This is a genomic window from Acidovorax sp. Root219 (assembly GCF_001428665.1).
Taxonomy (GTDB): Bacteria; Pseudomonadota; Gammaproteobacteria; order Burkholderiales; family Burkholderiaceae_C; genus Acidovorax.
Map to the genome: position 1 here is coordinate 625,985 of NZ_LMIJ01000011.1, position 26,667 is coordinate 652,651.

At 70.1% G+C, this 26,667-nt stretch carries 16 protein-coding genes and 1 pseudogene; 3 read left to right on the plus strand and 14 right to left on the minus strand.

What is annotated here, in order from left to right; all coding sequences use genetic code 11:
- From ASE28_RS13670 to ASE28_RS33600, 11 genes and pseudogenes are all read right to left on the minus strand, one after another.
- Positions 1-2,601 (minus strand): DUF5682 family protein, encoded by a 2,601-nt coding sequence (locus ASE28_RS13670; protein ID WP_235516117.1) that lies wholly within the window; start codon positions 2,599-2,601, stop codon positions 1-3.
- Positions 2,602-2,603: 2 nt separating this feature from the next.
- Complete coding sequence (locus ASE28_RS13675) at positions 2,604-3,710, minus strand: AAA family ATPase (RefSeq protein WP_057267303.1); 1,107 nt, start codon at positions 3,708-3,710, stop codon at positions 2,604-2,606.
- A 200-nt stretch (positions 3,711-3,910) separates the two neighbouring features.
- A complete protein-coding gene (locus tag ASE28_RS13680; protein WP_082608056.1) occupies positions 3,911-4,624 on the minus strand; it encodes a Bax inhibitor-1 family protein in 714 nt (237 codons plus the stop codon).
- An 89-nt stretch (positions 4,625-4,713) separates the two neighbouring features.
- Positions 4,714-5,277, minus strand: a complete 564-nt coding sequence (locus tag ASE28_RS13685; RefSeq protein ID WP_057266980.1) for a hypothetical protein — start codon at positions 5,275-5,277, stop codon at positions 4,714-4,716.
- Between the two features lie 232 nt (positions 5,278-5,509).
- Positions 5,510-9,322 (minus strand): DUF4132 domain-containing protein, encoded by a 3,813-nt coding sequence (locus ASE28_RS13690; protein ID WP_057266981.1) that lies wholly within the window; start codon positions 9,320-9,322, stop codon positions 5,510-5,512.
- A gap of 135 nt (positions 9,323-9,457) precedes the next feature.
- Entirely contained in the window at positions 9,458-11,548 is a 2,091-nt protein-coding gene (locus ASE28_RS13695) for an SWIM zinc finger family protein (RefSeq protein WP_057266982.1), read from the minus strand.
- A gap of 2 nt (positions 11,549-11,550) precedes the next feature.
- A complete protein-coding gene (locus tag ASE28_RS13700; RefSeq protein WP_057267304.1) occupies positions 11,551-12,705 on the minus strand; it encodes a VWA domain-containing protein in 1,155 nt (384 codons plus the stop codon).
- Between the two features lie 125 nt (positions 12,706-12,830).
- Positions 12,831-13,394: a single-stranded DNA-binding protein gene (ssb, locus tag ASE28_RS13705; protein ID WP_057266983.1), complete on the minus strand. Its 564-nt coding sequence runs from the start codon at positions 13,392-13,394 to the stop codon at positions 12,831-12,833.
- 133 nt (positions 13,395-13,527) lie between these two features.
- Entirely contained in the window at positions 13,528-14,709 is a 1,182-nt protein-coding gene (locus ASE28_RS13710; RefSeq protein ID WP_057266984.1) for an MFS transporter, read from the minus strand.
- A 168-nt stretch (positions 14,710-14,877) separates the two neighbouring features.
- Complete coding sequence (locus tag ASE28_RS33595; protein ID WP_369818190.1) at positions 14,878-16,377, minus strand: sulfite reductase subunit alpha; 1,500 nt, start codon at positions 16,375-16,377, stop codon at positions 14,878-14,880.
- A pseudogene (locus ASE28_RS33600) lies at positions 16,372-17,622 on the minus strand (PepSY-associated TM helix domain-containing protein); the annotation flags it as partial. The gene ASE28_RS33595 and the pseudogene ASE28_RS33600, both read right to left, overlap by 6 nt.
- 164 nt (positions 17,623-17,786) lie before the next feature.
- Here ASE28_RS33600 and uvrA point away from each other — a divergent pair.
- Positions 17,787-20,879, plus strand: a complete 3,093-nt coding sequence (gene uvrA, locus ASE28_RS13720; protein WP_369818171.1) for an excinuclease ABC subunit UvrA — start codon at positions 17,787-17,789, stop codon at positions 20,877-20,879.
- On the opposite strand, the gene ASE28_RS13725 is transcribed toward uvrA, so the two are convergent.
- Together ASE28_RS13725 and ASE28_RS13730 are read right to left on the minus strand one after the other, a co-directional pair.
- Positions 20,876-21,844 carry an alpha/beta hydrolase gene (locus tag ASE28_RS13725; RefSeq protein WP_057266986.1) on the minus strand — a complete coding sequence of 323 codons (969 nt, stop codon included), beginning with the start codon at positions 21,842-21,844 and terminating at the stop codon, positions 20,876-20,878. The two genes, uvrA and ASE28_RS13725, sit on opposite strands and share 4 nt — an antisense overlap.
- A 57-nt stretch (positions 21,845-21,901) precedes the next feature.
- Positions 21,902-22,225, minus strand: a complete 324-nt coding sequence (locus ASE28_RS13730) for a hypothetical protein (protein WP_057266987.1) — start codon at positions 22,223-22,225, stop codon at positions 21,902-21,904.
- Between the two features lie 165 nt (positions 22,226-22,390).
- Between ASE28_RS13730 and ompR the strand changes: the two genes are divergently transcribed.
- Complete coding sequence (gene ompR / locus ASE28_RS13735) at positions 22,391-23,131, plus strand: two-component system response regulator OmpR (protein ID WP_057266988.1); 741 nt, start codon at positions 22,391-22,393, stop codon at positions 23,129-23,131.
- Complete coding sequence (locus ASE28_RS13740; RefSeq protein ID WP_057266989.1) at positions 23,128-24,477, plus strand: ATP-binding protein; 1,350 nt, start codon at positions 23,128-23,130, stop codon at positions 24,475-24,477. The genes ompR and ASE28_RS13740 overlap by 4 nt, the downstream gene beginning before the upstream one ends.
- Before the next feature lie 9 nt (positions 24,478-24,486).
- On the opposite strand, the gene ASE28_RS13745 is transcribed toward ASE28_RS13740, so the two are convergent.
- A complete protein-coding gene (locus ASE28_RS13745) occupies positions 24,487-26,445 on the minus strand; it encodes a methyl-accepting chemotaxis protein (RefSeq protein ID WP_057266990.1) in 1,959 nt (652 codons plus the stop codon).
- Positions 26,446-26,667 lie beyond the last annotated feature (222 nt).

Genomic DNA, 26,667 nt, shown 5'->3' on the forward strand with positions numbered 1-26,667 from the left:
TCAGCGGATCCAGTGCTGCAGCCCATCGCGCTGCAGGCTGGCCTCTAGCAAGGCCTGCAGGCGCAGGCCGGCGTGCAGGTCTTCTTCGGTGGTTTCGTAGTGCATGCCGGCGAGCGATGCGGCGGTGGCGTCGTCCGTGCCATGCAGCTGCGCCACCTTGGTGGCCAGGTCCGCCGTTTCCTGTGGGCGCAGCCCGGTGAAGGCCTGGCGCAGGTCCGGCAGGTGGGCCACGAAGGCCTCGTCGTCCCATTGGCGCACCAGGGCGTCCAGCCCCAGCAGCAGGCCTGGCAGACGCAGCAGCAGCTCGGGCGCAGCGGTCATCATGCCGCTCAGGAACTGCACCGCCTCTTGCGGCTGGGCTCCGGGGCCAAAGCGCTGGCGCACCACCGCGTCCAGCGCCGCGTCGTCCCAGTGGCCGTCCAGGTACAGCAGCGCAGTGGCGGCGCCGGCCACGCCGGGCGCGCAGCCGGCGCCCGTGGCAAAGCGCTCCAGGTGCTCCACGAGCAGGCTGGCATCGATGGCATTGCTGCCGTCCCCGTCCAGGCCGGTCAGCAGGCGCCCCAGCTCGCGCAACGAGAGCAGCAGGCGCACGGCCTGCTCCTGCCCGTCTAGCGGGGTCTGGGCCAGCGGCGGCAGCAGGTACAGGGCCGCGGGCCACACGCGCTGCAGCAGGCCGGCCAACTGCGGGTTCTGCTGCACGCCCAGGGGCTCGCGTGCACGCCACAGCGTGACCAGCCGGTGCCCGCATTCCACGACGGAGCCGAGCGAGGCATCCTCGTCGAGGTGGGCCGAGAGCATGGCCAGCAGCTGCGGCAGCCGCGCGTGCAGGCCCACCAGGCAGGCGCGCTGCAGCAGGGCGACGGCGGCGCTGGCGCTGCGCCCGCGGCCCTGGTCGGACAGGGCAGCCTCTTCGCGCAGCAGCCGCGCCAGGCACACCGCCTCCACGCTCGCGCCGTCGCTGGCCAGCGCGATCAGGCGCGCCTCGACCATGGGCGACCAAGCGGCGCGCCATTCCTCGAACAGCATGTTCAGCCGGCTGCCGGCGATGAAATCGGGCCCGGCCACCCACTGTGCCAGGCCCGCATCGAGGTAGGCCATGGCGTGCAGGAAGCGGCTGCGCTCGCGGTGCGAGGGCTTGCGGTACAGGTCCAGCCGTACCGTGCGCGAGGCGCTGTCGTCCAGGCGCACGCCAGCGGCCCGGGCCAGGCGGCGCGCGTCCTCGATCAGCGGTGGCGAGCCGGCCGAAGGCGGCACATCGCCGATGCGCGTGCCGCCCAGGAAGGCGCGCAGGTCGGCCGTGAAGCCGCGCGTGCCCTCGTCCATCGCGCCCTTGACAAAGCACGAGCGGATCGCGTCCAGCAGGTCCTGGCGGCCCGGCCCGGCATTGCCACGCAGCTCGGCCAGGCGCACGGCCTGCAGTGCAGCGGCCTGCACCAGTGCGGTGGAGACGGCGTCGGCCTGGTCCTGCGCGCGGGTCTGCTGCGCGAAGCGGGTCAGCAGGTCCAGCGCCACCACGGTGAGGGGGTGGACCGCCCCGGTCGCCGGGACATCGCGTTGGGCCGGGGCCTGCAGCGCCTCCAGGGCTTCCCAGGTGCGCTGGTAGTAGCCCGGTGACGGCATGCCGGCGCCATAGCCATTGAGCGCATCGAGCTGCTCGAAGCTGTAGCGGATCAGCCAGGCATCGGGCTCCGCGGCCTTGTTCTTTTTGGCTGCAGCCTTGGCGGGCGCCGCCAGGGGCGGGGCCGTCTTCCAGCTGCGCAGCAGCTCGGCGGTGTGAAAGCCCCCCGTCACCACCACGATGGGGCCTGTCACGTCGTTGCGCCAGCGGCGGATGTGCGCGGCCATGTGGCGCTCGCGCGGCAGGCTCAGCTCGGCCTCCAGCACCTCGGGCTCGTAGTCCTGCCGGGCCATGGCGCACCAGCTGAACACGTCGGCGAACAGCGTGCGCCAGTCGGCAAGCGCCTCGGGCGTGCGCAGTTCGAACAGCCTGTCCCACAGGTCGTGGTGGTCCACGCAGCCGAGTTGGCGTGCCATGGCGTTCAGGTAGCGGCTGTGGGCGAAGTGGCGCTCCTCCATCTGGCTGCGCGCGGTGTCGGGGGCCTGCGTTTCCTCCCCGCCATCGCCTTCGCCGTAGCGGCGCTCCCAGGCCTTGTGGCGCCAGGGCAGGTCGATGAGTGCGACCTGCGCGCCGAGGGCCACACCCTCGCGCACGGCGATCCATTCGGGGCTGTAGTCGCACAGGGGGTAGAAGGAGCTGCTGGTCACCGTGCGCGGCGCGGCGGACTCCGGTTCGGCCTCGGTGCCTTCCTCGCCGGGGTCAGGCGGCTCGGCCTTGGCTTCGCGCGTGGCCTGGCACAGCCAGGCCACGGGGGTGCGGGTCAGCGGGTCCTGCAGCAGGGGCAGCAGAGCGTCGAGGTCATCCGGGCCCTCGATCAGCACGGCCGCCGGGCGCACCTCGCGCAGCAGGTGGCGCAGCGCCCAGGCACAGGCCGGGCTGTGGTGGCGCACGGGCACGAAGAAGATGCCCTCGTCGCCGAGCAACTGCTGCAGCAGGGCCGCTATTTCCGGCCGCAGGCCCACGGGCTGCGGTGTTGTGCTCACCGCTATTGCCACAGCGAGCGGGCTGCTTCGTGGAAAGCCTTCCACTGCGGGTCGCGCCGGGCGCGCTCGCGCACCACGGTGTCGAAGTAGTGGCGCACGCGCTTGGCATCCTCGGTGCTGTCCTTGAGCACCACGCCCTGCAGCTGGCCGGCGATCTCGCGCGGGGTCAGTTCGCCGTCGTTGAAATGCCGCGCCTGCAGTGCGGCCGCATAGGCCACGTTCACCGCCTCGGCGGTGGACATCACGGCATCAAGCCCCTTGATGGCCGTGCCCTCCTGCGTCTGGCCGGCGCGCAGCTCCTGGAAGGTGGTGACCAAGAGCGAGACCACGTCGCGCGGCACGTTCACCGGCGCCTCGTTGCCGGCCAGCTCGCGCGCCAGTTGCGCCATCACCAGGTCGACCTCGAACTGGTGGTCGCGGATCGGGCGCACGGTCTCGAAGTTGAAGCGCCGCTTCAGGGCCGAGGACATCTCGTGCACGCCCCGGTCGCGCAGGTTGGCCGTGGCAATGATGTTGAAGCCGCGCTGGGCGAACAGGCGCGCGTCGTCGCCGAGCTCCGGAATCATCAGCTGCTTGTCGCTCATCAGCGAGATCAGCACGTCCTGGATCTCGGGCGGGCAGCGCGTGATTTCCTCGAAGCGCACCAGCTTGCCCGCGCGCATGGCCTGGTACAGGGGCGATGGCACCAGCGCGCGCTGGCTCGGGCCCTCGGCCAGCAGCAGGGCGTAGTTCCAGCTGTACTTGATGTGGTCTTCGGTGGTGCCGGCCGTGCCCTGCACCGTGAGGCCCGAGTCTCCGCTGATGGCCGCCGAGAGCAGCTCCGACAGCAGCGACTTGGCCGTGCCCGGCTCGCCCACCAGCATCAGGCCCTGGTGGCCCATGAGCGTGACGATGGCGCGGTCCACCAGCGGGTCGTCGCCAAAGAACTTCTGCGTCACCTGCAGCTTGGCATCGCCCAGGATGAACTGGCGCACCGCACGCGGCGAGAGCTTCCAGCCCGGCGGCAGGGCGTGGGTGTCTGCTGCGGCCAGGCGGGCCAGTTCGTCGGCCCAGCGTTGCTCGGGCGACAGGCGCACGGATTGGTTCGCGGAAGGGGGGGTGGTGCTCATGGTGTCGGTGGTGTTGACGGCGGTGAGCGCGCACAGGGAGACGGGCTGCGCGCCCTTCGCAGCTATTTTGGACCAGCTTTGCGCAGTCTCCGCAGCAAGAGTGCATCGCTCCAAATAAAACACCGGGCGCATGCTGTGCATGCCCCGGTGTACTTGTTTCTGTCGGGTGCCCTTCGCAGGGCACCGGCCCAGGCCTTGGCTCAATCGTCGTTCGTCGCCAGGCTGATCAGGATGCGCAGCACGTACCAGAGCATCAGCGCGATCGACGCGAACAGGTGCAGCGCGGCGCCAGCGGGGCGGTCGGTGGGGTAGTCGTGGATGATGCGCGAGGTGTCGTACAGCACGCAGGCGCCAGCGAACAGCACCATGATGCCGGAGAACCAGATGCCGAGCTTGAAGCCGAAGATCGCGCCGGCCACGATGGTGCCCAGCGCGACCAGGCCACCCACCTTGAGGATGCCGCCCAGGAACGAGAAGTCCGACTTGCTGGTGAAGGCCGTCCAGGTCAGGGCCGCCACCATCAGCAGCGTGATGAAGCCTGCCGCGCCGATGGCGCCGGGCGCGACGATCTGGGCGATGCCGAACATGGGCGCGAAGATCAGACCCTCTGCCAGCACGTAGATCCCGAGTCCCATGAGCTGGGTCTGGGGCTTTTCCGCGTTGTCGGCCAGGTGGGTGGCGAGCCAGCCCACGAGCATGAAGGCGCCCATCACGCCCAACCAGATGAACTTGTTGCCGCTGCCCAGCAGCATCTTGGCGGTGGTGGTGGAAAAGCCGCTCAGCATCAGCACGGTGGACAGCACGACAAAGGCCAGGATGGCCGCGCCCAGGTGCTTGTAGGTGGAGACGATGAACTCGCGGCGCTCCATGGGGGAGCCGGACGGGTCCTCAGGGGTCAGTACATTGGTGTTCACAAGGATGTTCCTCGGTTGTGGTTGTTGCTACTTCTCACACAGGAAGCAGCCTTGTGGGCCGCTTCCTGCCTCTCTCTTCGGGTAGGGAATCAGGCGGCAGCCAGCTCGTCGGCGCGGCGCAGCTTGCGGTTGGACCATACGCCGGCGGCGCCCAGCAGCGTCAGCACGACGGCCAGCACCCAGATGCCGGCCCCGCTGAAGGACTGGGCCGTGGACGCGGCCTCGGCCTGCATGCGTGTGCGCGTGGCCTCATAGCTGATCACGGGCTTGCCGGCCATCACCACCTCGTAGACGATGTCGCTGTCGCTGCTGTCGTACAGCGCGGTGACCTTCTCGTCGATGATGCCGCCCACGACCGCCTTGGGCTCGCTGTGCGCGATGCGCAGCTTGCGCTCTTCGCCACCCGCTTCAGGCTTGACGGTGATTTCGTAGTACTGCTTGGTCGAGCGGCGCTTGCGCTTGACCGTCACCTCGCTGGCGCCGGTGACCGTGCCGGCCACCGTCTGCAGCTGCTCCCGCGCGGTGTAGGCGTGGTCGCCATCGGCCTTCCAGCTGCTCCAGATGGCCATGCCAGCCAGGCCCGGGCCTGCCAGCAGGATGAGCCATGCATAGCCCGTGATGAAAATCAGTATTTTTCGGACAAAACCCGGCATGAAAATTCCTCCCTCAATCATTCACATTCAATGAAATCCCGCACAGCTCATGGGCTGTTGTGCGGTGCAAGGGCTGGATCATCGCGGTAGTTTTCGCGCCAAGATGTCGCAAATTGTGAGAATGGAGAGACCTCACCAAAAAAACGTGAATTACGTCCGGTTTTCGTCGCTCGATTCAAACAGTTACGGCCTGAAATCTTGCGGTGCCCCTCTTCAGGAGCCCGCTGACAGGCTACCAGGGCATCTTCTTTTCCCAGTCGGCATCGAAACCGGTGCAGGCCTGGGCGATGGCCAGGTAGTCGGCGTAGGCCTCTGCCAGCAGCACGGGCGGCACGCTGGCCAGGGGCAGGGTGTTGTCGCCCCAGCTGCGTGCCTTGCTGTCCTCGAAGCTGAGCGTCTTGAGGGCGGCAGCCACGTTCTCCTCGGGCAGGGTGTTGCCGGAGAAATCGATGGCCACGCGCACGCCCACGCTCGAGAAGTCCTTGGTGTACTGGTAGAAGAAGCCGCCGTCTTCGGCCTGGGCGCGCTGGTAGCCGAGCTTGGTGAAGGCGCCGCGCAGGGTGAAGCTGTCGCTGACCCAGCCCTGGCGGTCTTTGATTTCGCTCACGGCCAGCCCCTTCTCGTCGGTGAAGGCCAGGGTGGGCGACTGGCGCGACATCTGCGGGAACAGCGGGGCTGTCTTGTAGTCCTTGAAGTGTTTCGTCCACGCGCTGGCGCTGGCCTTGTCCACCAGCGAGGCGTGGGCCAGGCGCACTTGGGCGCCGTCGGACAATTGCACCTCGTCGTCCTCGGTGTTGATCAGGCTGCCGTCCTCTGTGGGGCGAAAGCTCTGCAGCGCGGCGCCCTCGGCATCCACCTCCAGCCACACCAGTCGCTGGATCAGCCGGCCGGCCACCGGGTGGCGGTGCAGGTACTCGCGCCACTCGGCCACGGGCCAGTGGCGACCGGTGCACATGGCCTCGAACAGGCGGGCGGTCTGCAGGTCGATGACCTGCTTGAGCTCCTTCTTGCTGGTGGACAGCAGCGCCTTGGTCTCCTTGGCCTGCGCCGGGTCGTCGTTCTGGCGCGGCTCGGGCAAGGTCTTGATGGCCTTGCCCTCGGGGTTGCGCAGCTCGGGCTTCATCGCCGCGTCGAGCACCATGGTGAAGATGCGCTCGCCAAAAGGCAGCGCCAGGGTGCCGGTGTCGTCCAGGCCGGCTGTGGGTATGGTGCGGTCGGCCAGCTGGTCCTGCGTCCAGCCGTTGCGGTCGGCGATCTCCTGCACCAGGGCGCGGGCCTTGGTCTGCACCGAGGCCGTGCGGTAGCGGCGCGACAGGCCCAGCATCAGCTGGATCACCACCGGGTCGTTGCCCGGGGCCACGCCTTCGAGCATGGCCTCGATCTGCGAGCGGCGCTGGTAGTGGTCGCGCATGTACTGCTGCAGCAGGGTCACGATCTCATGGCCCGGCGCAAAGGCCGCCAGCGCCAGGATGCCCTTCTCGCCGATGGCGCTGCCCAGGTACTCGGCCATCTTCTCGCGCTTGCATTCTTCGAACACCTGGTCTTCGGACTTGGCGTAGTCGGCCTCGTAGTACTGGCGGTACTCGGGCTTGGCGTTCTGGTAGCCCTTTTGGTAGGACTGGTAGCGCTGCGGCGCATGGGCCTGGGCGTAGGCGATGCCTTCCTCGAGCGGCGGATGGCGCGTGTCCTGGGCGATGAACTGGCGCAGCACGCTGCTGCCCAGGGTTTGGCGGCTCCCGGCATCGAGCAGGCCCATGTAGCGCGTGAGCAGGGCGTTGCCGCCGGGCTCCTTGAGCTTGCAGGCCAGCACCACCCACCAGCGCAGGATCTCGGGCTCCACGGCCGTGCCGTCGGCCCAGCGTGCGGCCGGCAGCGCATCCAGCGCGAACCAGGCCAGGCCCGCAGGGGGCTTGGCCTTGAGGCCCTTCTTCGCCTCGGCCAGCAGGATGGCGGGGGCCAGGCGCGGCGAGATGTCATCGCCCAGGCCTTCCAGTGCGGTCAGGAAGGCGGCACGCACCGTCTCACGGCTTTCCTTTTCGAGCGCCTTGGTGAGGGCCGGCACGGCGTCGGTGTACTTCAGCTCGGCCAGCCAGTTCGCGGCCTCGGTGCGCACTTCGCTCTTGGTGTGGGTGAGCGATTCCACCACCTGACGGCCGATGCTCGGCAGGGTGGACAAGGCCTTCTGGGCCATGGGGCGGTGCGTTTTGCCCTCGCCCAGGGCCAGTTCCATCACGCGTGGCAGCCAGCGTGCCGGGATGGTGGGGAACACCGCCAGCGTCTGCAGCGCGGGCGCCAGCGCCAGAGCGCTGGAATAGCGCTCGGTGTTGGGCGGGGGGGCGGTCAGGCCCAGGGCCTGGTCGATGAACTCGGGATGCTCCATGAAGAAGGGCCAGATGCACTCGGGCGGCAGCAGATCCGTGGCGCTGGGGGTGTTCCAGTAGTCGGACAGCGCCGTGCGTGCCACTTCAATGATCGGCAGGCTGGAGCGCTGCATCAGCTCGGCCAGGGCGCGCAGGTCCACGCTGCCCCGGGGCTGGCGGCCCAGCCACTTCTGGAAACCGTCGTCGAACCAGAAGCTGCGGCCGTAGCGCGACACGCCCAGCCAGCGGATCAAGTGCGAGGGCCCGAAGGACGGCAGTGCGAACAGGCGGTTGCCGTGCGTCACCGCCTGGGCCACCTCGGTGCTGCGCAGTTTCTCTGTCTGCTTCCTGTCGAGCTGGCCATTGAGCAGGGCCAATGCCTGGCGCATGTCGTCCTCGGTCAGCTTGGACAGGTTGGCGTAGCTCTTCTGGCGCCAAGTGTACTTGTGCTTCTGGGTCTTGTTTTCTTCGGCCTCTTCCTCGGCGGCGCGGCGCGCGCGCTCGATCACCTCGGTGCGGTTGGCCAGCAGCAGATCCAGCGCGTCCTGGCCCAGCGGGTTGTCGGCAAACGGAGCCCAGGGCGGGGGCTCGGGCAGGTCCTGCTCCTGCGCATTGCCGGCTGCGTCCAGCCGGTTCAGTGCGGCGCGGATCGCCTGCTGCACCGGCTTGCTGGCCTCGCTGGCCAGCGCGGCTTCGAGCAGGCTGCGCGTGGACTCGGCGGGCAGGCGCGCGAGCAGCTCGGCCGCCTGGGTGCGCTGGCTGGTATCACCGTTGTTCAGCAGTGCGGCCAGCAGGCGCAGGCGTTCGGCTTCGGCGATGCCCTCGATGTGCGGCACGGCCTCGGCGCGCACGGTCTTGCTGCCATCAGCGGCCAGCGCCACCAGCAGCGGTGGGAAGGCGGCGCGCAGTTCCTTGTCCGGCCCGATGCGCGAAGCCAGCTGCACGCGGCCCGATGCCGAGAGCTGCTGCAGCAGGGCCTGTGCGGCCTCGGGGCGCGCGCGCATGAAATCGGCGACGGCCGGGTTCTTCACCAGATGGTCCAGGCGGTCCTGGTAGTAGCTGTCCAGGCCCTTGCGCTCGAACACCAGCTGCAGCGCCAGCGCCTCGTCCAAGCCTTCTTCGGTCAGCAGGCGGGCGACGAGGTCGACCGTCCAGGCCGCACGCTCCTTGGCCGGCTCGTGCTTGTTGCTGTTGCCATCCTTGAAGCTGGCATGCACCGCATCGTTGACCAGGTATTGCAGCCAGTCGGGCACGGGCGCACCAGGGTGCTCCAGCGACTTGCCGGCATCGGCTGCAGCCAGCAGCTTGCCCAGGCGCACCAGCAGGGCCAGAGGCGGCTTGTCGGCAGGCACAGCGGCGTAGAACCCGGAGCGCCCGGCCAGGCTCTTCTTGCCCGCTGCCTCCAGGGGCTTGTCGTTCCAGAGGTTGAAGCCCCAGCGCAGCCGGCCCGGCGAGCCGAGCAATTGACCGGGCTCAAGGGCATGGGGGGCCTGCAGCTCCAGCAGCACGGCTTCGTGGGTGCCTTCGCTCACGAAGGCCAGGGCCTTGTCCGCCAGGCCCGGCGCCGCCTTGTCCAGCGGCTCCATGGCCTGGCGCAGCAGGTTGTTCTGCGCGGTGCTCAGTCCATTGCCATCATTGCCCGAGCGGCCCGTCACCGCCCCCACGATCTTGTCCAGCAATCCCATGCGCGATCCCCTGTGGTCTGAATAGAGCCTCGCATTTTGTCAGCGCGTCATGGCGCTGCCGTGGCGCCAGGCCGCGCCAGCGTGCAATTTGCCCGCTTTCAAGGTAATGGCTTGTAACACCACGCCGGTGCGCGACTACGCAGCGATGGAGGGCAGGCCGTCGAGCTCCACCGTGCGCTGGCACAGCTGCTGCAGGCGCAGCATGCCGGCCGGCTGCGGTGTGGCCAAGTGGTGTTGCAGGGCCGATGCCACGGTGTGCAGCCCCACCGAGGCGATGCCGGGTAACGCAGCGCCCAGGCGCTCCGATTGCGTTTCGGTGAGCGGCATGCGTCCGGTGGCGGCCTGGGTCTCCAGCACGTCGAGCACCGGGCCCAGCAGGCGCTGGGCGCGCGTGGGCTGGGTGGCCGCTGGCGTGGCCTGGTCCTTGCGCCATTGCACCAGGCGCAGGATGCGCTGGGCCAGCGGCGTGGGCCGCGCCGCCTCGGTCGCATAGTCCAGCGAGATGGCATGCACCTGGCCTTTGGCGTCACTGCTCAGCAGCGACAGCGGCACCAGCAAGGTGGTGGCAGAGGTGCGCTCCACCCGCACCAGCACGGCGTGTACCGGGGCGCCACGTGCGGCCAGCCGGTCGAGGTTGTCCACGCGCTGCATGCTGGCGTCGCCCACGGGCACGGTCAGGTGCAGCCACAGGCCATCGGCATCCTGCACGGGCCACAGCAACTGCTGGTGCGCCTCATCGAGGATGGGGGTGCGCGTGGCGGCAGGGCGCAGCAGCACCAGTTCGGCGCCATCGCCCGAGAGACCCGTGGCCGCGCTCAGCTGCGCCGTGAGTTCGGCCCAGCGGCCACAGCCCAGCGTGGCCAGGCGCGCATCGCCCGCGTGCCAGGGTGCCAGCGCCTGCGCCCGGGCCGTGCCGGCCAAAGCCAGCCGGTCGTCGTCGGCCAGCCGGGGGGATTCAAGCTGCAGCGGGGCCTGGCACAGGGACTGTGCGGCGCCCACACCGGGCCACACGGCATGGATGGCCCAGGCGCTGTGGCGCGTGAAGCCCGTGTCGCTGCCATCGGGGCGCGCCAGCACGGCCTGCAGCAGCCGCTGGCCCTCCAGGTCCCAGAAGGCCAGGGTCAGGCCGCGCGCACCGCCCAGGGTCTGCCACCAGTGGGCGCCCAGGGGCAGCAATTGCAACGCCGCTGTCTCGTCGAAGGTGCGGCGCACCCGGCCGCGCAGGGCGGCGGTGCGCTCTGCGGCCTCCTGGCCTTCAGCGGGGGCACGCAGGGCATCGCACAGCGCCTGGATGCTGGACATCAGCGCCAGCGCATCGCGCTCCTGCATGCGGTGGTCGCGCCGCACCAGACCGTCGACCATGCCGCCCAGGTTGCGCAGCAGCGCGGCCAGGCGCGGCAGGCCTTCGCCGCGTGCCGACATGTTGAGCGCCAGCAAGCGTGCCGAGGCCTGCTCGCTCACGTGAGACAGGCCGCCGGTCAGCAGCTCGTGCAGCATGGCCTCCACCTGGGCGAGGAAGGCGCGCTCGCGTTCGCCCAGCGCGGCGGTGGGCTGCTCTGCCGCTGCGGCAGGGGCCATTCCCTCGGGCCAGGGCAGCGGCTCGCCCAGCACCTCGCGCAGGGCCGCCAGCGCGATCAGGTGCACGGCCTTGCGCTCGCGTGTGGGCACTTCGGACACCATGCCCTCGTAGCCGGCACCGGCCACATAGCGGCAGGTGGCGCCCAGCGCGGGCAGGTCCATCACCAGTGTGCCGCCCTGCACGCGCCACTCGATGCCGCAGGGCAGCGCTTGCACCGCGCGGCGCACGGCGGCCACGCCGGCCTGCTTGAACAGCGCGGGGGCTTGCAGGGCGCGCACCTCGGCCAATGGATCGGCGCTGGGCCCAGGCGCAGGCAGCGGTGTCGCATCCGCCTGGGCACCAGGGGTTGCTGGTGCTCCAGCGGTGGCGGCACCGGGCTCCAGCGCTCGCAGCCATAGCGCCGCACCCAGGATGTGCTTGCAGATGCCCGGCGCCGGGCAGTCGCACTGCGCCTTCTGCGGGCCCCGGGCGTCGAGCTGCACGCGCTGGCCATCGGCCTCGACCACGCCGCCGTCGGCGCCCTGCTCGGCCCAGAGCACCTTGCCTGCCTCCACGTCCTTGGCCGCGCGGCGCAGCAGGCCCGCGTTGGCCAGGGCCGTGAGGGTGTCGTCGTCGTAGGCGCGGAAGCTCTCGAACCAGGCGGCCATCGTCACTCCATCACTTCCGCAAGCCACTGCGCGAAATGGGTGGGTGTGAGCGCTGCCACGTGCATGCCCTTGTTGGCCAGGCGCTGGGCCATCTGGCGGTCGTAGACCGGGTTGGCGCCTTCGTCGAGCGCGGCCAGCCCGAGCAGCTTCACGCGCGCCTCGGCCATGCGCGCCACGGCCGACAGCAGCGGGCCGGGGGCGGCGCCTTCCTCGAAGTCGCTGATCAGCGTGAACACCGTGCGCTGCGGGTTACCGATCAGCGACTCGCAGTAATGCACCGCGCGCCCGATGTCGGTGCCACCGCCAAGCTGCACCGTGAGCAGCACCTCCACCGGGTCGTGCGCCAGGTGCGTAAGGTCGACCACGGCGGTGTCGAACACCACGAGCTTCACGCGCACGGCGGGCAGCGAGCTCATGATGCCGGCGATCACGGCGCTGTAGATCACCGAGTCCATCATCGAGCCGCTCTGGTCCACGCACAGCACCACGTCCCAGGGCAGGTTGCGCTTCACGCGGGCGTTGAACAGCGGGCGCTGGATGACCAGCTGGCGCCGCTCGGCGCTGTAGTTCTTGAGGTTGGCCGCGATGGTGGCACGTGCATCGAAGTTCTGCGCGTTCTTGATCAGCGAGCGCCGCTGGCGGTTGCGCCGGCCCACCAGGGCGTTGACGAAGTCGTTCTTCAAGCGCCGGGTGATCTCGTCCACCGTCTTCTGGATCACCTCGCGCACGGCATCGCGCATGGCCCCCGACAGGCGCCCGCGCATGCCCAGCAGCGCCTTGGCCAGGCCCGGCGTGGGGTCCATGGAGCGCAGCACGGCCGGGTCCTTGAGCAGGTCGGTGAGCTGGTAGCGGTCGATCGCCTGGGTCTGCATGCGCTCGAAGACTTCCTGCGGAAACAGTTCGCGCGAGCGGTTGAGCCAGTCGATGGCGCGCAGCTGGCTCGGGTCGAGCGAGCCGGCTGCGCCGCCCGCAGGGCGCGCCAGGCCCCGGCCGTCGTACTCGCGGCCGTAGAGGTATTCGAGGGCCTGGTCGAGCTTCCAGTCGCCCGCATCGAACTGCGCATGCGACAGCGGCTGCGCGGCATAGCGGCCCAGGATCAGGCGCCAGCGGCGCAGGGCCTCGTCGGGGCGGGTGTGGTCGGACTCAGGGCTTTCCATGGTCATTGGTGCCCATGCGGGCGAAAAAAAGGCCCGCAACATGGGCGGGCCTGGACAGGAGCCATGGGGCTGCGAAGGGCTGCCGGGTTCCAGCGGTCATGCGCAACACGCCCTTGTGCGACCGATCAGAACGGGATGTCGTCGTCCATGTCGTCGAAGCCCGAGGCCGCACGCGGTGCGGGCGCAGGGGCCGGGCGCGCGGCCGGCGCAGCGGGGCGCTGCTGTGCAGGAGGGGCGGGGCGGCGCTGTTGCTGGGGTGGCGCGTCGTAGCCACCACCACCCTGGTCGCCGCCGTAGCCGCCACCATCGTCATAGCCGCCCTGTTGGCCACCGCCTTGGCCGCCACCCATGCCCTGGCGGCTGCCCAGCATCTGCATCTGGTCGGCACGGATTTCGGTGCTGTATTTTTCCACGCCCGCCTGGTCGGTCCACTTGCGGGTGCGCAGGCTGCCTTCCACGTAGACCTGCGAGCCCTTGCGCAGGTACTGGCCGGCGATTTCGGCCAGGCGGCCGTTGAAGACCACGCGGTGCCACTCGGTGGCTTCCTTCATTTCGCCGCTTTGCTTGTCTTTCCACTTGTCGGTGGTGGCAATCGTCACGTTCGCCACCTGGTCGCCACTGGGAAAGGTGCGCATTTCAGGGTCGCGGCCGAGGTTGCCGACGATGATGACTTTGTTCACGGATGCCATGGTGCTGCTCTACCTACTTGATGTTGGGGGGCGCTGGTGTGCTCTCCGGTCCGTGGAGAGACTGCGCGCCGAACGCGCCATTGTGCCGCAAGCCGGGGTGGCCGGGGCGGGCGCGAATCTGTTACAGAAACGCTCAGTGCCCCTGGCCCCGCCCCGTGGGACGCAGCGGCCAGGTCAGCACCAGCCACAGCGCGGTGAGCACGGCCGTGGTGGCAAAGAGGCCCGGTGCGCCAGCCCATTTGACCAGGGCGCCACCCAGGGCACCCCCGGCAAACAGCCCCAGGGACTGCAGGGTGTTGTAGCTGCCCAGGGCCGCGCCGCGCAGGGCGGCGGGTGCCATGCGCGAGACCAGGCTGGGCTGGCTGGCCTCCAGCGCGTTGAAACCGCAGAAGAACACGAACAGCAGCGGCCCCAACACCCACAGCGTGGGCGTGGCGCCACTGGCCGCCAGGCCGCCAAGGCCCAGTTGCACCACCAGCACCAGGGCGATGGAGCCCAGCAGGGCCGCGCGCAGATGCCCGGCGCGCTCCAGCGCGAACAGGCCCCCCATGGCCGCGAACGACAGCACCACCGCCGGCAGGTAGGCCTGCCAGTGGTGGTCCTTGGGCAGGCCGGCCTGCACCAGCATGGCTGGCACGGCCACCCACATGGACAGCTGCACCGTGTGCAGCACGAACACGCCCAGGTTCAGGCGCAGCAGGTCAGGGTGGGCCCAGACGTCGGCCAGGCGGCCCCGGGGGGCATTGCGGTGCTCCGTGGGCTCGGGGGGAACCAGCCACAGCACCACGGCCACGCCGGCCAGCGCCAGCGCGCAGGTCAGGCCGAACAGGCCCGACAGGCCGATGTGGGCCGTGAGCAGCGGCGCGGCCACCAGGGCCACGGCGAACATCAGGCCGATGCTGCCACCCACCAGGGCCATGGCCTTGGTGCGCACTGCATCGCGGGTCTGGTCGGCCAGCAAGGCCGTGACAGCGGCCGACACGGCGCCCGCGCCCTGCAGCGCCCGGCCCAGCAGCAGCCCGGTGAGCGAATCGGCCAGCGCCGCCAGCAGGCTGCCGCCGGCAAACACCAGCAGGCCGAGCACGATCACGCGCTTGCGCCCGAACCGGTCCGAGGCCATGCCCAGCGGCAGCTGCAGCAGCGCCTGGGTGAGCCCGTAGATGCCCATGGCCAGGCCCACCAGGGCCGGGTCATCCCCCCCGGGGTACTTGCGTGCCTCCAGCGCGAACACCGGCAGCACCAGGAACAGGCCGAGCATGCGCAGCGCGAAGATCAGCGCCAGGCTGACGCTGGCGCGCCGCTCCAGCGGCGTCATGGCGTGCGCGGCCGTCGGCGGCAGGGGGGCAGAGGGGGAAGGGGCGGCACTCGGGGCCGGGGAAGGCATGAACAAGGAAAGGGGCTCGGTGGACGGCGCAAACCCCGATTCTCGCCCATCCCCCTGTCCGTTGACTTTGATCAAGAACAAACGGCCATCCGCTTGCGCTCAATAGACGTCGCGCCGGTAGCGTCCGTCCGCGATCAGCGCGTCCAGCGCATCGGCGCCCAGCACCTCGGCCAGCACCGCATCCACGCCCGAGCCCATGCCCTGGGCACTGCCGCAGACATAGAGGATGGCGCCGTCAGCCACCCATGCGCGCAACTCGCTGGCGGCGGCGCGCAGGCGGTCCTGCACGTAGCGGTGCTCGCCGCCATCGCGCGAGAACACGCGGTCCAGCCGCGCCAGGAAGCCAGCGGCCTGCCAACCCTCGATCTCGGCGGTGCACAGGGTGTCGTGCGCGCTGTGGCGCTCGCCGAAGAGCAGCCAGTTGCGCCGGTGCCCACCTGCCACCCGTGCGCGCAGGTGCGAGCGCAGGCCTGCCAGGCCCGAGCCGTTGCCGATGAACAGGCAGGGCACGTCGCCCGTGGCCGCGTCGAAGCGCGGGTTGGCTACCAGGCGCAGGGGTACCAGCGTGCCCAGCGGGGCATGCGTGGTGAGCCAGCCCGAAGCCAGGCCCAGCCCGCCCGCATGGCGCTCCTGGCGCACCAGCAGCTGCAGCGCGCAGTCCTGCGGCAGCGAGGCCACGGAGTAGGTGCGCGGTGCCAGCGCCACCAGGGTGTCGGCGCAGGCCTGGGCATCGGCAAAGTGCAGTGGCGGCACCGGCAGCACGCTTTGCGCCAGCGCTTCAGCCAGAGTGCAGGGCTGGCTGGCCAAGTGCACGGGCTCGGTGCCCGCCCATCCTGCAGTGGCCAGCCAGGCATCCACTGCCTCAGCGTTGTGGCGGGCTTGCACCTCGACCAGGGCGCCGGGGTGCCAGGTGGCGGATGTGTCGGAGGTCAGCGCCAGCTCGAACAGCGGACCGCCCTCGCTGCCCGGGTTCAGGCATTCGCGTTGCGCCAGGCGCCAGGGGGTGTAGGGCAATGCGGGACCGGCATCGGCCAGCGGAGTATCCAGCGCCAGATGCTCGGCGCCTTCCAGGGTGGCCAGGGTCTGCATCCAGCGTGCCAGGGCAGCTGGGTCGCCGCTGTCCACCTCGATCAGTGGGAACAAGGGCTCGGCACTGCCTTTGCGCAGGGCTTCGTCCAGTGCATGGCCGTAGCCACAGAAGCGTGCGTAGTTGCGGTCGCCCAGCGCCAGCAGGCCGTAGCGCATGCCGGCCAGGGCGCCAGCACCCTGCTGCTCCAGCAAGCGCGTGAAGCGCCGGGCGCTGTCGGGCGGCTCCCCTTCGCCGAAGCTGCTGGCCACCAGCAGCACGCGGCGGTGCGCGCGCAGGGCCTCGGGGGTGAGCTGTGCCACCGACTGCACGGCCACGCGCAGGCCGGCCTGCTGCAGGGCGGTGGCGCTTTGCAGCGCAATGCGCTCGGCCTGCCCGGCCTGGCTGGCGTAGGCCACCAGCAGGGTGTCGGCGGCCAGGGTGCCGGCCACGGCGGTGGGCACGCCCTGGCCGTGGGCGGCGCGCGCAGCCTCGGTGGCGCGGCGCTGGCGCCGGCGGTCCAGGTAGAGCATCCAGCCGGTGATGGCGAAGAGCGGCAGGCCCAGGCTGGCCAGCAGCATCGCCACCCGTCCCGGCAGGCCGAAATAGGTGCCCATGTGCACCGGGTAAATGGTGCTCAGTGCGCGAGCGCCCATGCTGCGCTCGGCGTAGAGGTCCTCGGCGCTGACCTTGCCGGTCAGGGGCTCGATGGACATGCGGTTGCGTGCGCGCTCATGCGGCGCCTTGGCGTCGAGCCAGGTGACCTGCACCGGCTGCCCGGCCTTGGCCGGCATGCGCAGGCTGGCCTCGGCCCAGTCGCCGGCCTGCTGCTGGAACACGGCCCAGGTGCGGGCCAGGTCCGGGGCTGCAGGCTCGGGCGCCTTGGGTTCGGCGCTGGCGGATGCCGGTGGTCGGGCCGTTGCGGCCACCCGCGGCGGGCGTTTCTGGCCGGCCCAGCCGTCCACCGTATCGCGCACGGCATCGAAGCACCATTAAATACCCGTGGCCGTGAGCGCCACGTACACCACCAGCGCCCAGGTGCCGATGACCGAGTGCAGGCCCCACAGGAAGGACCTGCCCTTGAGCGCGGTGTCGAAGGTCAGCCAGGTGCGCCAGCGCAGCGGGTTGCGAGGCCAGCGCAGGTACAGGCCCGAGAGCGACAGGCCCAGCAGGCAGATCGCCAGCACCCCGGCCACCACGCGGCCGGGTTCGCGCGGCAGCAGCAGCCAGCGGTGCAGCGACTCGATCCATTCAAAGAAACCATGCCCCTGCAGCTCGCCCAGCACGGCGCCGCTGTAAGGGTGCACATAGACCACGTCGCCGCGCCGCTCGCCGGGGCGCGCCACGAAGGTCACCCGCGCCGAGCTGCCCGGCTCGGCCTGCACGGCCACGCTGCTGATGCGCTCGCTGCGGCCGGCACGCTGCACCGCGTCGACCGTCTGCTGGGGTGTCAGCATGGGTCCCGCCGAGGGGGCCACCTGCCGCACCCCGGGGTTGATCACGTCCAGGATCTCTTCGTGGAAGGCCAGCAGCGCCCCGGTCAGCCCGATGACCACCAGCACCGTGCCGGCGGTGATGCCGATGAACCAGTGCACCTGGAACCAGGCCTGGCGCAGCGTGGGCAGGGCCGGCAGGCGCCAGCGGCGGCCAGCCCATCCTGCGGCGGGCGTGGCGCCAGAGGCGGTGGCATCGGGGGATGCGTCGGGAAGGGTGTGTTCGGAGGCCATGCTGCGGCGAGTGGGTGGCCAAATGGGGGTATGCCCCCATTGGATGGCCATCAAATGAGAATGATTGTCATTTTATTGGATTTGCCGCTGTCCCTTGCGCGGTGGCCGGAAACATCCGGCACATTCGCCAGGATTGGCAGGGCCCTGCAGGGCGGCTTCGATACAGACGGTTTCCACGGCCTTCGGCGGGCCGCAGGCAACGGGCTGCGCGGGGCATGCCGGTGGCCTATCATGGTGGGTTGTCCTGCATTGAGCCCGCCCCCGTGAAAAACGACCCTGTTGCCGCCGCCGACGACCGATCTTCCGACGGCGCCTACCTGGCCCGCGTGCTGCGGGAGCAGCGCATCAGCATCCGCGGGGCGCGCACGCACAACCTCAAGAACATCGACCTCGACATCCCGCGCAACCAGCTGGTGGTGATCACCGGGCTGTCGGGTTCGGGCAAATCGAGCCTGGCCTTCGACACGCTGTATGCCGAGGGCCAGCGCCGCTATGTGGAAAGCCTGTCGGCCTATGCACGGCAGTTCCTGGGGCGGCTGGACAAGCCCGACGTGGACCTGATCGAGGGCCTCTCGCCCGCCATCAGCATCGAGCAGAAGGCCACCAGCCACAACCCGCGCTCCACGGTGGGCACGGTGACCGAGATCCATGACTACCTGCGCCTGCTGTACGCGCGCGCCGGCACGCCCTTTTGCCCGGACCACGGCCTGCCGCTGGCGGCCCAGACCGTGAGCCAGATGGTGGACGCCGTGCTGGCCCTGCCCGAGGACACGCGCCTGATGCTGCTGGCCCCCGTGGCACGCGAGAAGAAGGGCGAGTTCACCGAGGTCTTCGGGCAGATGCAGGCGCTGGGCTACATCCGCTTCCGGGTGGACGGCACGATCTACGAATACGAGAACCTGCCAGCCCTCAAGAAGACCGAGAAGCACAGCATCGACGTGGTGATCGACCGCCTCAAGGTGCGCCCCGAGATGCAGCAGCGGCTGGCCGAGAGCATCGAGGCCGTGCTGCGCGTGGGCGGCAACGAGGGCAATGGCCGCGTGCTGGTGCTGGAGATGGATTCGGGCCAGGAGCACCTGTTCAGCTCCAAGTTCTCGTGCCCGGTGTGCAGCTACTCGCTGGCCGAACTGGAGCCGCGCCTGTTCTCTTTCAACTCGCCCATGGGCGCCTGCCCGGCCTGCGACGGCATCGGCCAGCGCGAGGTGTTCGACCCGCTGCGCGTGGTGGCATTTCCCACGCTGAGCCTGGCCAGCGGTGCCATCAAGGGCTGGGACCGGCGCAATGGCTACTACTTCGCCATGCTTGAGAGCCTGGGCCGGCACTACGGCTTCGATGTCGAGGCACCCTTCGAGTCGCTGCCCGCCAACGTGCAGAACGCGGTATTGCACGGCTCGGGCGAGGAGGAGATCGCCTTCAGCTACATCATGGACAGCGGCCCCTCCAAGGGCAAGGTGCTGAGCCGCAAGCACACCTTCGAAGGCATCCTGCCCAACATGGCGCGGCGTTACCGCGAAACCGATTCGGTGGTGGTGCGCGAGGACCTGGCGCGCTACCGCAGCACCCAGCCCTGCCCCGAATGCCATGGCACGCGCCTGCGCCGCGAAGCGCGCCACGTGAAGGTGGGCGAGGGCGAGCAGGCCCGCGCCATCTTCGAGGTGAGCCATGCCACGCTCAACGACGCGCACGGCTGGTTCCGCTCCCTGTCGCTCTCGGGGTCCAAGGCCGAGATCGCCGACAAGGTGGTGCGCGAGATCACCACGCGGCTGCAGTTCCTCAACGATGTGGGCCTGAACTACCTGAGTCTGGACCGCAGCGCCGAGACGCTGTCGGGCGGCGAGGCGCAGCGCATCCGCCTGGCCAGCCAGATCGGCTCGGGCCTCACGGGCGTGATGTACGTGCTCGACGAGCCCAGCATCGGCCTGCACCAGCGCGACAACGACCGCCTCATCGCCACCTTGCAGCACCTGCGCGACATCGGCAACAGCGTGATCGTGGTCGAACACGACGAGGACATGATGCGCGCCGCCGACCACGTGATCGACATGGGGCCGGGCGCGGGCGTGCATGGCGGCCGCGTGATGGCCCAGGGCAGCTACGACACGGTGCGCAACCACCCCGAATCGCTGACCGGCAAGTACCTGTCGGGCACCTTGTCCATCGCCGTGCCCCGGCGCCGCACGCCCTGGCTGCCGGTGGTGGAGGCGGCCGCGCCGGCCCCTGCGCCGGCCAAAGGCAAGTCGCGCTTTCCCGAAACCGAGGCCAGCAAGCGCCGCGCCGAGCGCATGGCCGCCCACCATGCACGCCAGGGCGCCGTGCAGGCCCTGCGCGTGGCCGGCGCCACGGGCAACAACCTCCAAAACGTGACGGTGGACTTCCCCGTAGGCCTGCTGACCTGCGTGACCGGCGTCTCGGGATCGGGCAAGAGCACGCTGGTCAACGACACGCTGTACGCCGCCGTGGCGCGCCAGATCTACCGCGCCCACGAAGAGCCGGCCGCGCACGACGAGATCGTGGGCATCGAGTACTTCGACAAGGTGATCAACGTCGACCAGTCGCCCATCGGCCGCACGCCGCGCAGCAACCCGGCCACCTACACGGGCCTGTTCACGCCCATCCGCGAACTGATGGCCGAGGTGAATACCGCCAAGGAACGTGGCTACGGGCCCGGGCGCTTTTCCTTCAACGTCGCCGGCGGCCGCTGCGAGGCCTGCCAGGGCGACGGCGTGGTGAAGGTGGAAATGCACTTTTTGCCCGACGTCTACGTGCCCTGCGACGTCTGCCACGGCCAGCGCTACAACCGCGAGACGCTGGAGGTGCTCTGGAAGGGCCGCAACATCGCACAGATCCTGGAGCTCACGGTGGAGGATGCCTTCGCCTTCTTCAAGGACGTGCCAGCCCTGGCGCGCAAGCTGCAGACCCTGCTCGACGTGGGCCTGTCCTATATCCGCCTGGGCCAGGCGGCGACCACGCTCTCGGGCGGGGAGGCGCAGCGCGTGAAGCTGGCGCAGGAGCTCTCCAAGCGCGACACGGGCCGCACGCTCTACATCCTGGATGAGCCCACCACCGGCCTGCACTTCGCCGACATCGACCTCTTGCTCAAGGTGCTGCACCAGCTGCGCGACGCGGGCAACACCATCGTCATCATCGAGCACAACCTGGACGTCATCAAGACCGCCGACTGGCTCATCGACATGGGGCCCGAGGGCGGTGCCGGTGGCGGCATGGTGGTGGGCGTAGGAACGCCCGAGGACTTGGCGGCCAATCCCGCCAGCCACACTGGCAAGTACCTCGCGCGCTACCTGGCCTAACGCAGGCGTTGTGCAACCGCGGGATCGAGTGATCCCATGAAAGTCTCCACGGCCCGCGTGTAGCCGCTCTCCAGGCCCAGGTTGGCATTGATTTCGCCGTGCGTGAGGTTCTGCGGCAGCACTTCGGCGCGGCCGCCCAGAGCCTGCACATGGGCCGCCATGCCCTGCGCCTGCAGGCAGGGGCGGTCTGGGCGGCTGGTGGAGCACACGAACTGGTAAGGCGGTTGAGCCCCGGCCACGGCCTGGTAGGGCGAGATCGCCAGCCAGAAGGCCGGATCGCTGCCCAGCACCTCGTCGTACAGCGGATAGTGCGGCAGCGACATCACGACCGGTGCGTTGAGCAGCGCGCTGTCCAGCGACACCGTGCCCAGCCAGGGCGTGACGCCCAACTGCTGCAAGAGCGGCGCATGCGCGTTGACGAACGACACCAGGTGCGCCCCGGCCGAGTGGCCCATGAGGATGAACTTCGTGGGGTCGGCGCCCCACTGCGCCGCCTGCTTCTGTGCCGTGTCGAGCGCCACGGCCACGTCGATGGCCTCCTGCAGCACGTTGACCGCCGGGTGCAGCCGGTAGTTGACCGAGATGAAGACGAAGCCGCGCGGCACCCAGCGCGCCGCCTTCTCCTGCACCACGCGGGACATGGCCTTGTCGCCCGTGCGCCAGCCGCCGCCGTGCACCATGAAGATGACCGGTGCGGGGCCGTCCACGCTGCTGCGCGGGGTGCTGGGCAGGTACACGTCCATGCGCTGCAGCGGGTCGGGGCCATAGGGTACGTCGGCGATGCGCTGCACGCCGGCCGGCAGCGCGGTCACGGTGCCGCCGCCCGCATCGTCGAAGAAGCTACCGGGATCCATCGGTTGCGCATGGGCCGGAGCCACGGCGGCGAGCGAGGCCAATGCCAGCCCCAGGGGCAGTGCGGCCCGGCAGGCCCAGGCGCAAAGGCGGGGAGCGAGGGTGGTGGTCATGGTGGTGTTCTCCTGCAATGGTAGTGAAGAAAAGGCGACGAGGGGGCGTGGCTGGGGCTACTGCGGCGTGCCCTTGCGGCTGGCCAGGCGCGCGGCGATGGCGGCGGTGATTTCGGCCTCGGTCACGAAGCCCTTGCGCTGGGTGTCGATCTGGTCGAACGCGCTGTAGACGCGCGGCATGCCGGCCTGGGCCTCGGCACGGGTGAGCTGGCCGTTGCCGTCCTTGTCGGCGGCCACGAAGCGCTGGTGCAATTGTTCGCGCGCCTCTCGCATCTGCTGGGTGCGTTGGCCGGGCGGCGCGGCCTGGGCGCTGGCACCAGCCACCAGGCCCGCGGCGAGCAGGCAGGCCACGGCCATCGTGCAGGTGGAGGAAGAGGTCATGGGTCGGCTCCTGGGGCGATGGGTTGTGGATGCCCCGACTGTGGCGCCCAGGTGTGAGCCATTTGTGGCGTGGATGGGCCGATGTATGACAAAGCATGACGAAGTGGCCTGCGGCAGGGCCTTGCGCCCTACCATTGCCCCATCCTGAGTTGCACGCCCTCCCCTATGACCGAAGCCCTGGCCCGTATCCTGGTGGCCGATGACGAGCCCGACCTGCGCGCCCTGCTGCAGCGCTATCTCAGCGACCAGGGCTATGCCGTGCGCACGGTCGATGGCGCCGGCCCGCTCGACGCGCTGCTGGCGCGCGAGCGTTTCGACGTGCTGGTGCTCGATGTGATGATGCCGGGCGAGGACGGCCTGTCCATCTGCCGGCGCCTGCGCGCGCAGGGCGAGACCATTCCCATCCTCATGCTCACGGCGCGCGGCGACCCGGTGGACCGCATCATCGGCCTGGAGATGGGTGCCGACGACTACCTGCCCAAGCCCTTCAACCCGCGCGAGTTGCTGGCCCGCGTGCAGGCCATGGTGCGCCGCCAGCGCATGCTGGGCGCGCACACCGGCCCGCTGCAGGCTGGCGGCAGCATCCGGTTTGGCGATTTCACGCTGTGGGTGGATGAGCGCCGGTTGACCCGCGACGGCCAGGACGTGCCCCTGACCAGCGGTGAGTTCGCCCTGCTGCAGACCCTGGCCCAGCAGCCGCGCCGCCCGCTCGGGCGCGACCGGCTGATGGCCCTGGCCTACGGGCCCGACCACGAGGCCACCGACCGCAGCATCGACGTGCAGGTGATGCGCCTGCGCAAGCTCATCGAGACCGATCCGGCGCAGCCGCGCCACATCCGCACCGTCTGGGGCGTGGGCTATGTCTTCATGCCGGACGGTGCGGCGCCGACCAGGGGCAATGCATGACCGCCACGGCGCCTGCGCAGGGCTGGTGGCCGCGCAGCCTGCTGGGGCGCAACCTGCTGCTCATCACGGCGCTGGTGGTGGCTAGCCAGCTGTGCGCTGTGGTGCTGGTGCGCCAGATGATTTTGCAGCCGCGCGTGGCCCAGGTGGCCGACGGAGTGGCGCGCAATGTGGCCGCTCTGCGCGCCGGGCTGGACGTGCTGCCGCCCGCACAGCGCGCCGCCTTTGTCGAGGCCTTCAACCGCCAGGCGGCCCAGGCTGCTCTGGAATCCGACGAGCCGCCGTCCCCGCGCCGGCGCGCCCTGCTGTCGCCGCTGGAGCAGCGCTTCGTGCAGGCGGTGGCGCGGCGCTTGGACCTGGCCGAGGCCAGCGTGGCCGGTGGGCCGCGCTGGCGCCGCGATGGTGCGGGCACGCTGGCGCTGCGCGTGGCGCATGGCGGCACCGACTACTGGCTCAGTCTGCCCAGCGTGTTCCCCACGCGCGAGTTCACCGGTGCCTGGCTCCTGGCCACGGTTGCCGGCGTGCTGCTCGCCCTGCTCGGGGCCTGGTGGCTGCAGCGCCATCTGAATCGGCCGCTGGCCCGGGTGGTCACTGCGGCGCAGCACCTGGCACAGGGCCAGGCGCCCGCCGCTCTGCCGGAAGATGGGCCCCAGGAGATCGCCACCGTGGCGCGCAGCTTCAACCAGATGGCGCGCAGCCTGGCCGACGCCGATCGCGAGCGCGCGCTGATGTTGGCCGGCGTGTCGCACGATCTGCGCACCCCTTTGACCAAACTGCGCCTGGGGGTGGAGATCGCCCAGGCGCATGTGGACGCGCCGCTGGCCGCCAGCATGGCGCGCAGCATCGAAGAGATGGATGCCATCGTCGGCCAGTTCCTCGACTTCGCGCGCCTGGGCGACGGCGAGGCCCCCGTAGCCGCCTCGCTCGATGAACTGGCCCGGGCCGTGGCCGAGGCGCAGGCCGACCATGGCCGCGCGGTGCGGCTGGAGCCGGGATCAACGCCAGCGGTGCCCGTGCATATACAAGCGCTGCGGCGTGCCGTGGACAACCTGGTCGAGAACGCCTGGCGCCATGGCGCTGCGCCCGTGGTGCTGAGAACGGGCGCCGGTGCGGCTGGCGTGTGGATCGAGGTGGCGGACCATGGCCCCGGCATCCCTCCCGCCGAGCTGGAGCGCATGCGCCAGCCTTTCGTGCGCGGCGGTGGCGGCGCACGTGCAGGCATTCCGGGGGCCGGGCTGGGCCTGGCCATTGCCGAGCGCGTGGCACGCGCGCATGGTGGCGCGCTGGAGCTGCACAGCGCTCCGGGCGCCGGCCTGCGCGCGCGGCTGGTGCTGGCGCGCCCGACGTAGATTGGGGAATCAGCGCAGCCGCGGTGCGGACGCCGGGGCTGTCTCCCCGACGCGGAACACCGACACCACCTGCACCAGCTCTTCGGCCTGGCCTTGCAGGCTGCTTGCCGCCGCTGCCATCTCCTCGACCAGGGCCGCGTTCTGCTGCGTGGCCTGGTCCATCTGCGTCACGGCCTCGCCCACCTGGGCCACGCCCAGCGACTGTTCGTAGCTGGCGGCGCTGATCTCGCCCATGATGTCGTTCACCCGGCCGATGGCGGCCACCACCTCGTGCATGGTGCCGCCGGCGCGCTCCACCAGCAGGTTGCCCTGCTCCACACGCTCGACGCTGGCGTGGATCAGCGTGCGGATCTCGCGCGCCGCCTCGGCGCTGCGCCCGGCCAGGCTGCGCACCTCGCTGGCCACCACCGCAAAGCCCCGGCCCTGCTCACCCGCGCGTGCTGCTTCCACTGCAGCATTGAGCGCCAGGATGTTGGTCTGGAAGGCAATGCCATCGATCACGCCGATGATGTCGGCGATCTTCTTCGACGAGGCGCTGATGTCCTGCATGGTCTGCACCACCTGGGTGACCACATCGCCGCTTTGCACTGCAATGGTGCGCGCATTGCCGGCCAGTGCACTGGCCTGGCGTGCGCTGTCCGCATTCTGGCGCACCGTCGAGCTCAGCTCTTCCATCGAGGCTGCGGTTTCTTCGAGCGCGCTGGCCTGGCTCTCGGTGCGCGCCGAGAGGTCGTTGTTGCCCTGCGCAATCTGGGCACTGGCCGTGGCCACGCCTTCGGATCCGCCGCGCACCTGGCTCACCACGTCGGTCAACTGGCGGCGCATCTGCACCAGGGCCGCCATGAGCTGGCCGACCTCGTCCGTGCCGTGGGCCGTGGCCGTGCCGCGCAAGTCGCCCTGGGCCACTGCATTGGACAGCTGTACCGCCTGCGCCAGCGGCACGGTGATCGAGCGCACGAAGGTGCGCCCCAGTGCCACCGCCACCGCCAGGGCCACGGCCAGCAGGCCGAGCTGCCACAGCAACTGGCGCTGCAGGCCCGAGACCCGCTCCTGCAGCGCGCCGTTGAGCAGGTCCATGGCCTGGGCATTAAGGGCATACAGCGCGTCTATGGTACGGGTGAATTCGTCGAAGTAGTCCGAGGCCGGCGCAGAGAGCTCGGCTGCGCCGATGACCTCCCTGTCGGCGCGCTGCAGTGCCTGCTGAACCTGGGTGTTCACCGCCTGTGCCGGGCCGCCCAGCGCCTGGCGGAAGACCGGGTTGTGCACCATGGCGCGCTCCAGGCTGCGCAGCGTGTCGCCCTGCAGTTCCACCACGCGCTGCTGCAGTGCCATGAGGCCGCCCTTGCCTTCGGGCGCCAGGGCCTTGCCGCTCAGCGCGGCAGAACCCTGGGCGCGCATCACGCCGAGCTTTTCGCCGAGCATGGGCACGTGCACCAGCGAGGCCCGTACGAGGGCGCTTGTGTCCTGCCCGGGGTCGAGCGCCAAGCCGTAGTGGTGCAGCAAGGTCTCGTTCAGCCGCATCACCCCGGCGATGAGCTGGGTGTGTTGTGCCGTGCTCTGGGCCGGCTGCAGGCCGCGCGCGGCGACTGCCTGCTCCAGGGTCTGCCAGGTCTGGCGCAATTGCTTCCAGGTGGCTTCCTCGGCTGTGGGCACGCCCGCTTCTGCGAAGCGGGTGGCCACGTCGGCCAGGGCTTTCTCCACCGCCTCGCGCGCTGCAGGCCGGCGCGCCGCCAGGGCCTCGTTGCCGCCGAGCATGCTGGCCGAAAGACCCCGGTGCACCTGCATGCCCTGCACCACCTTGTTGAGCGCCAGCAAGGGCGGCGCACCCCGCGCCTCCTGGCGCGCCGTGGCCATGTCCTGCAGCGCATCGCGCATGTACATGAAGGTGGGCAGGGCCGTCATCGCCAGCGCGATCAGCCCGAGGATCAGAAACTTCTGGAGCAAGTTCAGACGGTTCAGGGAGGTCATGGCGAAAGCGGCAGCCGGTGCATGCGCGAGGTTGCGGGCCCGGCGCGGGGCCGGGTCAGGGAACAGGGGAGGAACCCCTGCCTTTCAGCAAGCGACATGCCAGATGCGCCGCGCTGCACCGCAGGTCGCCCCAAAGCGGCCGTTTGGTGGGTGGCGGTGCGCTCCTACAGGGCGCTTGAGAGCAAATGGGATATACCGGTAGACCTTCCGAGGAGACCACTG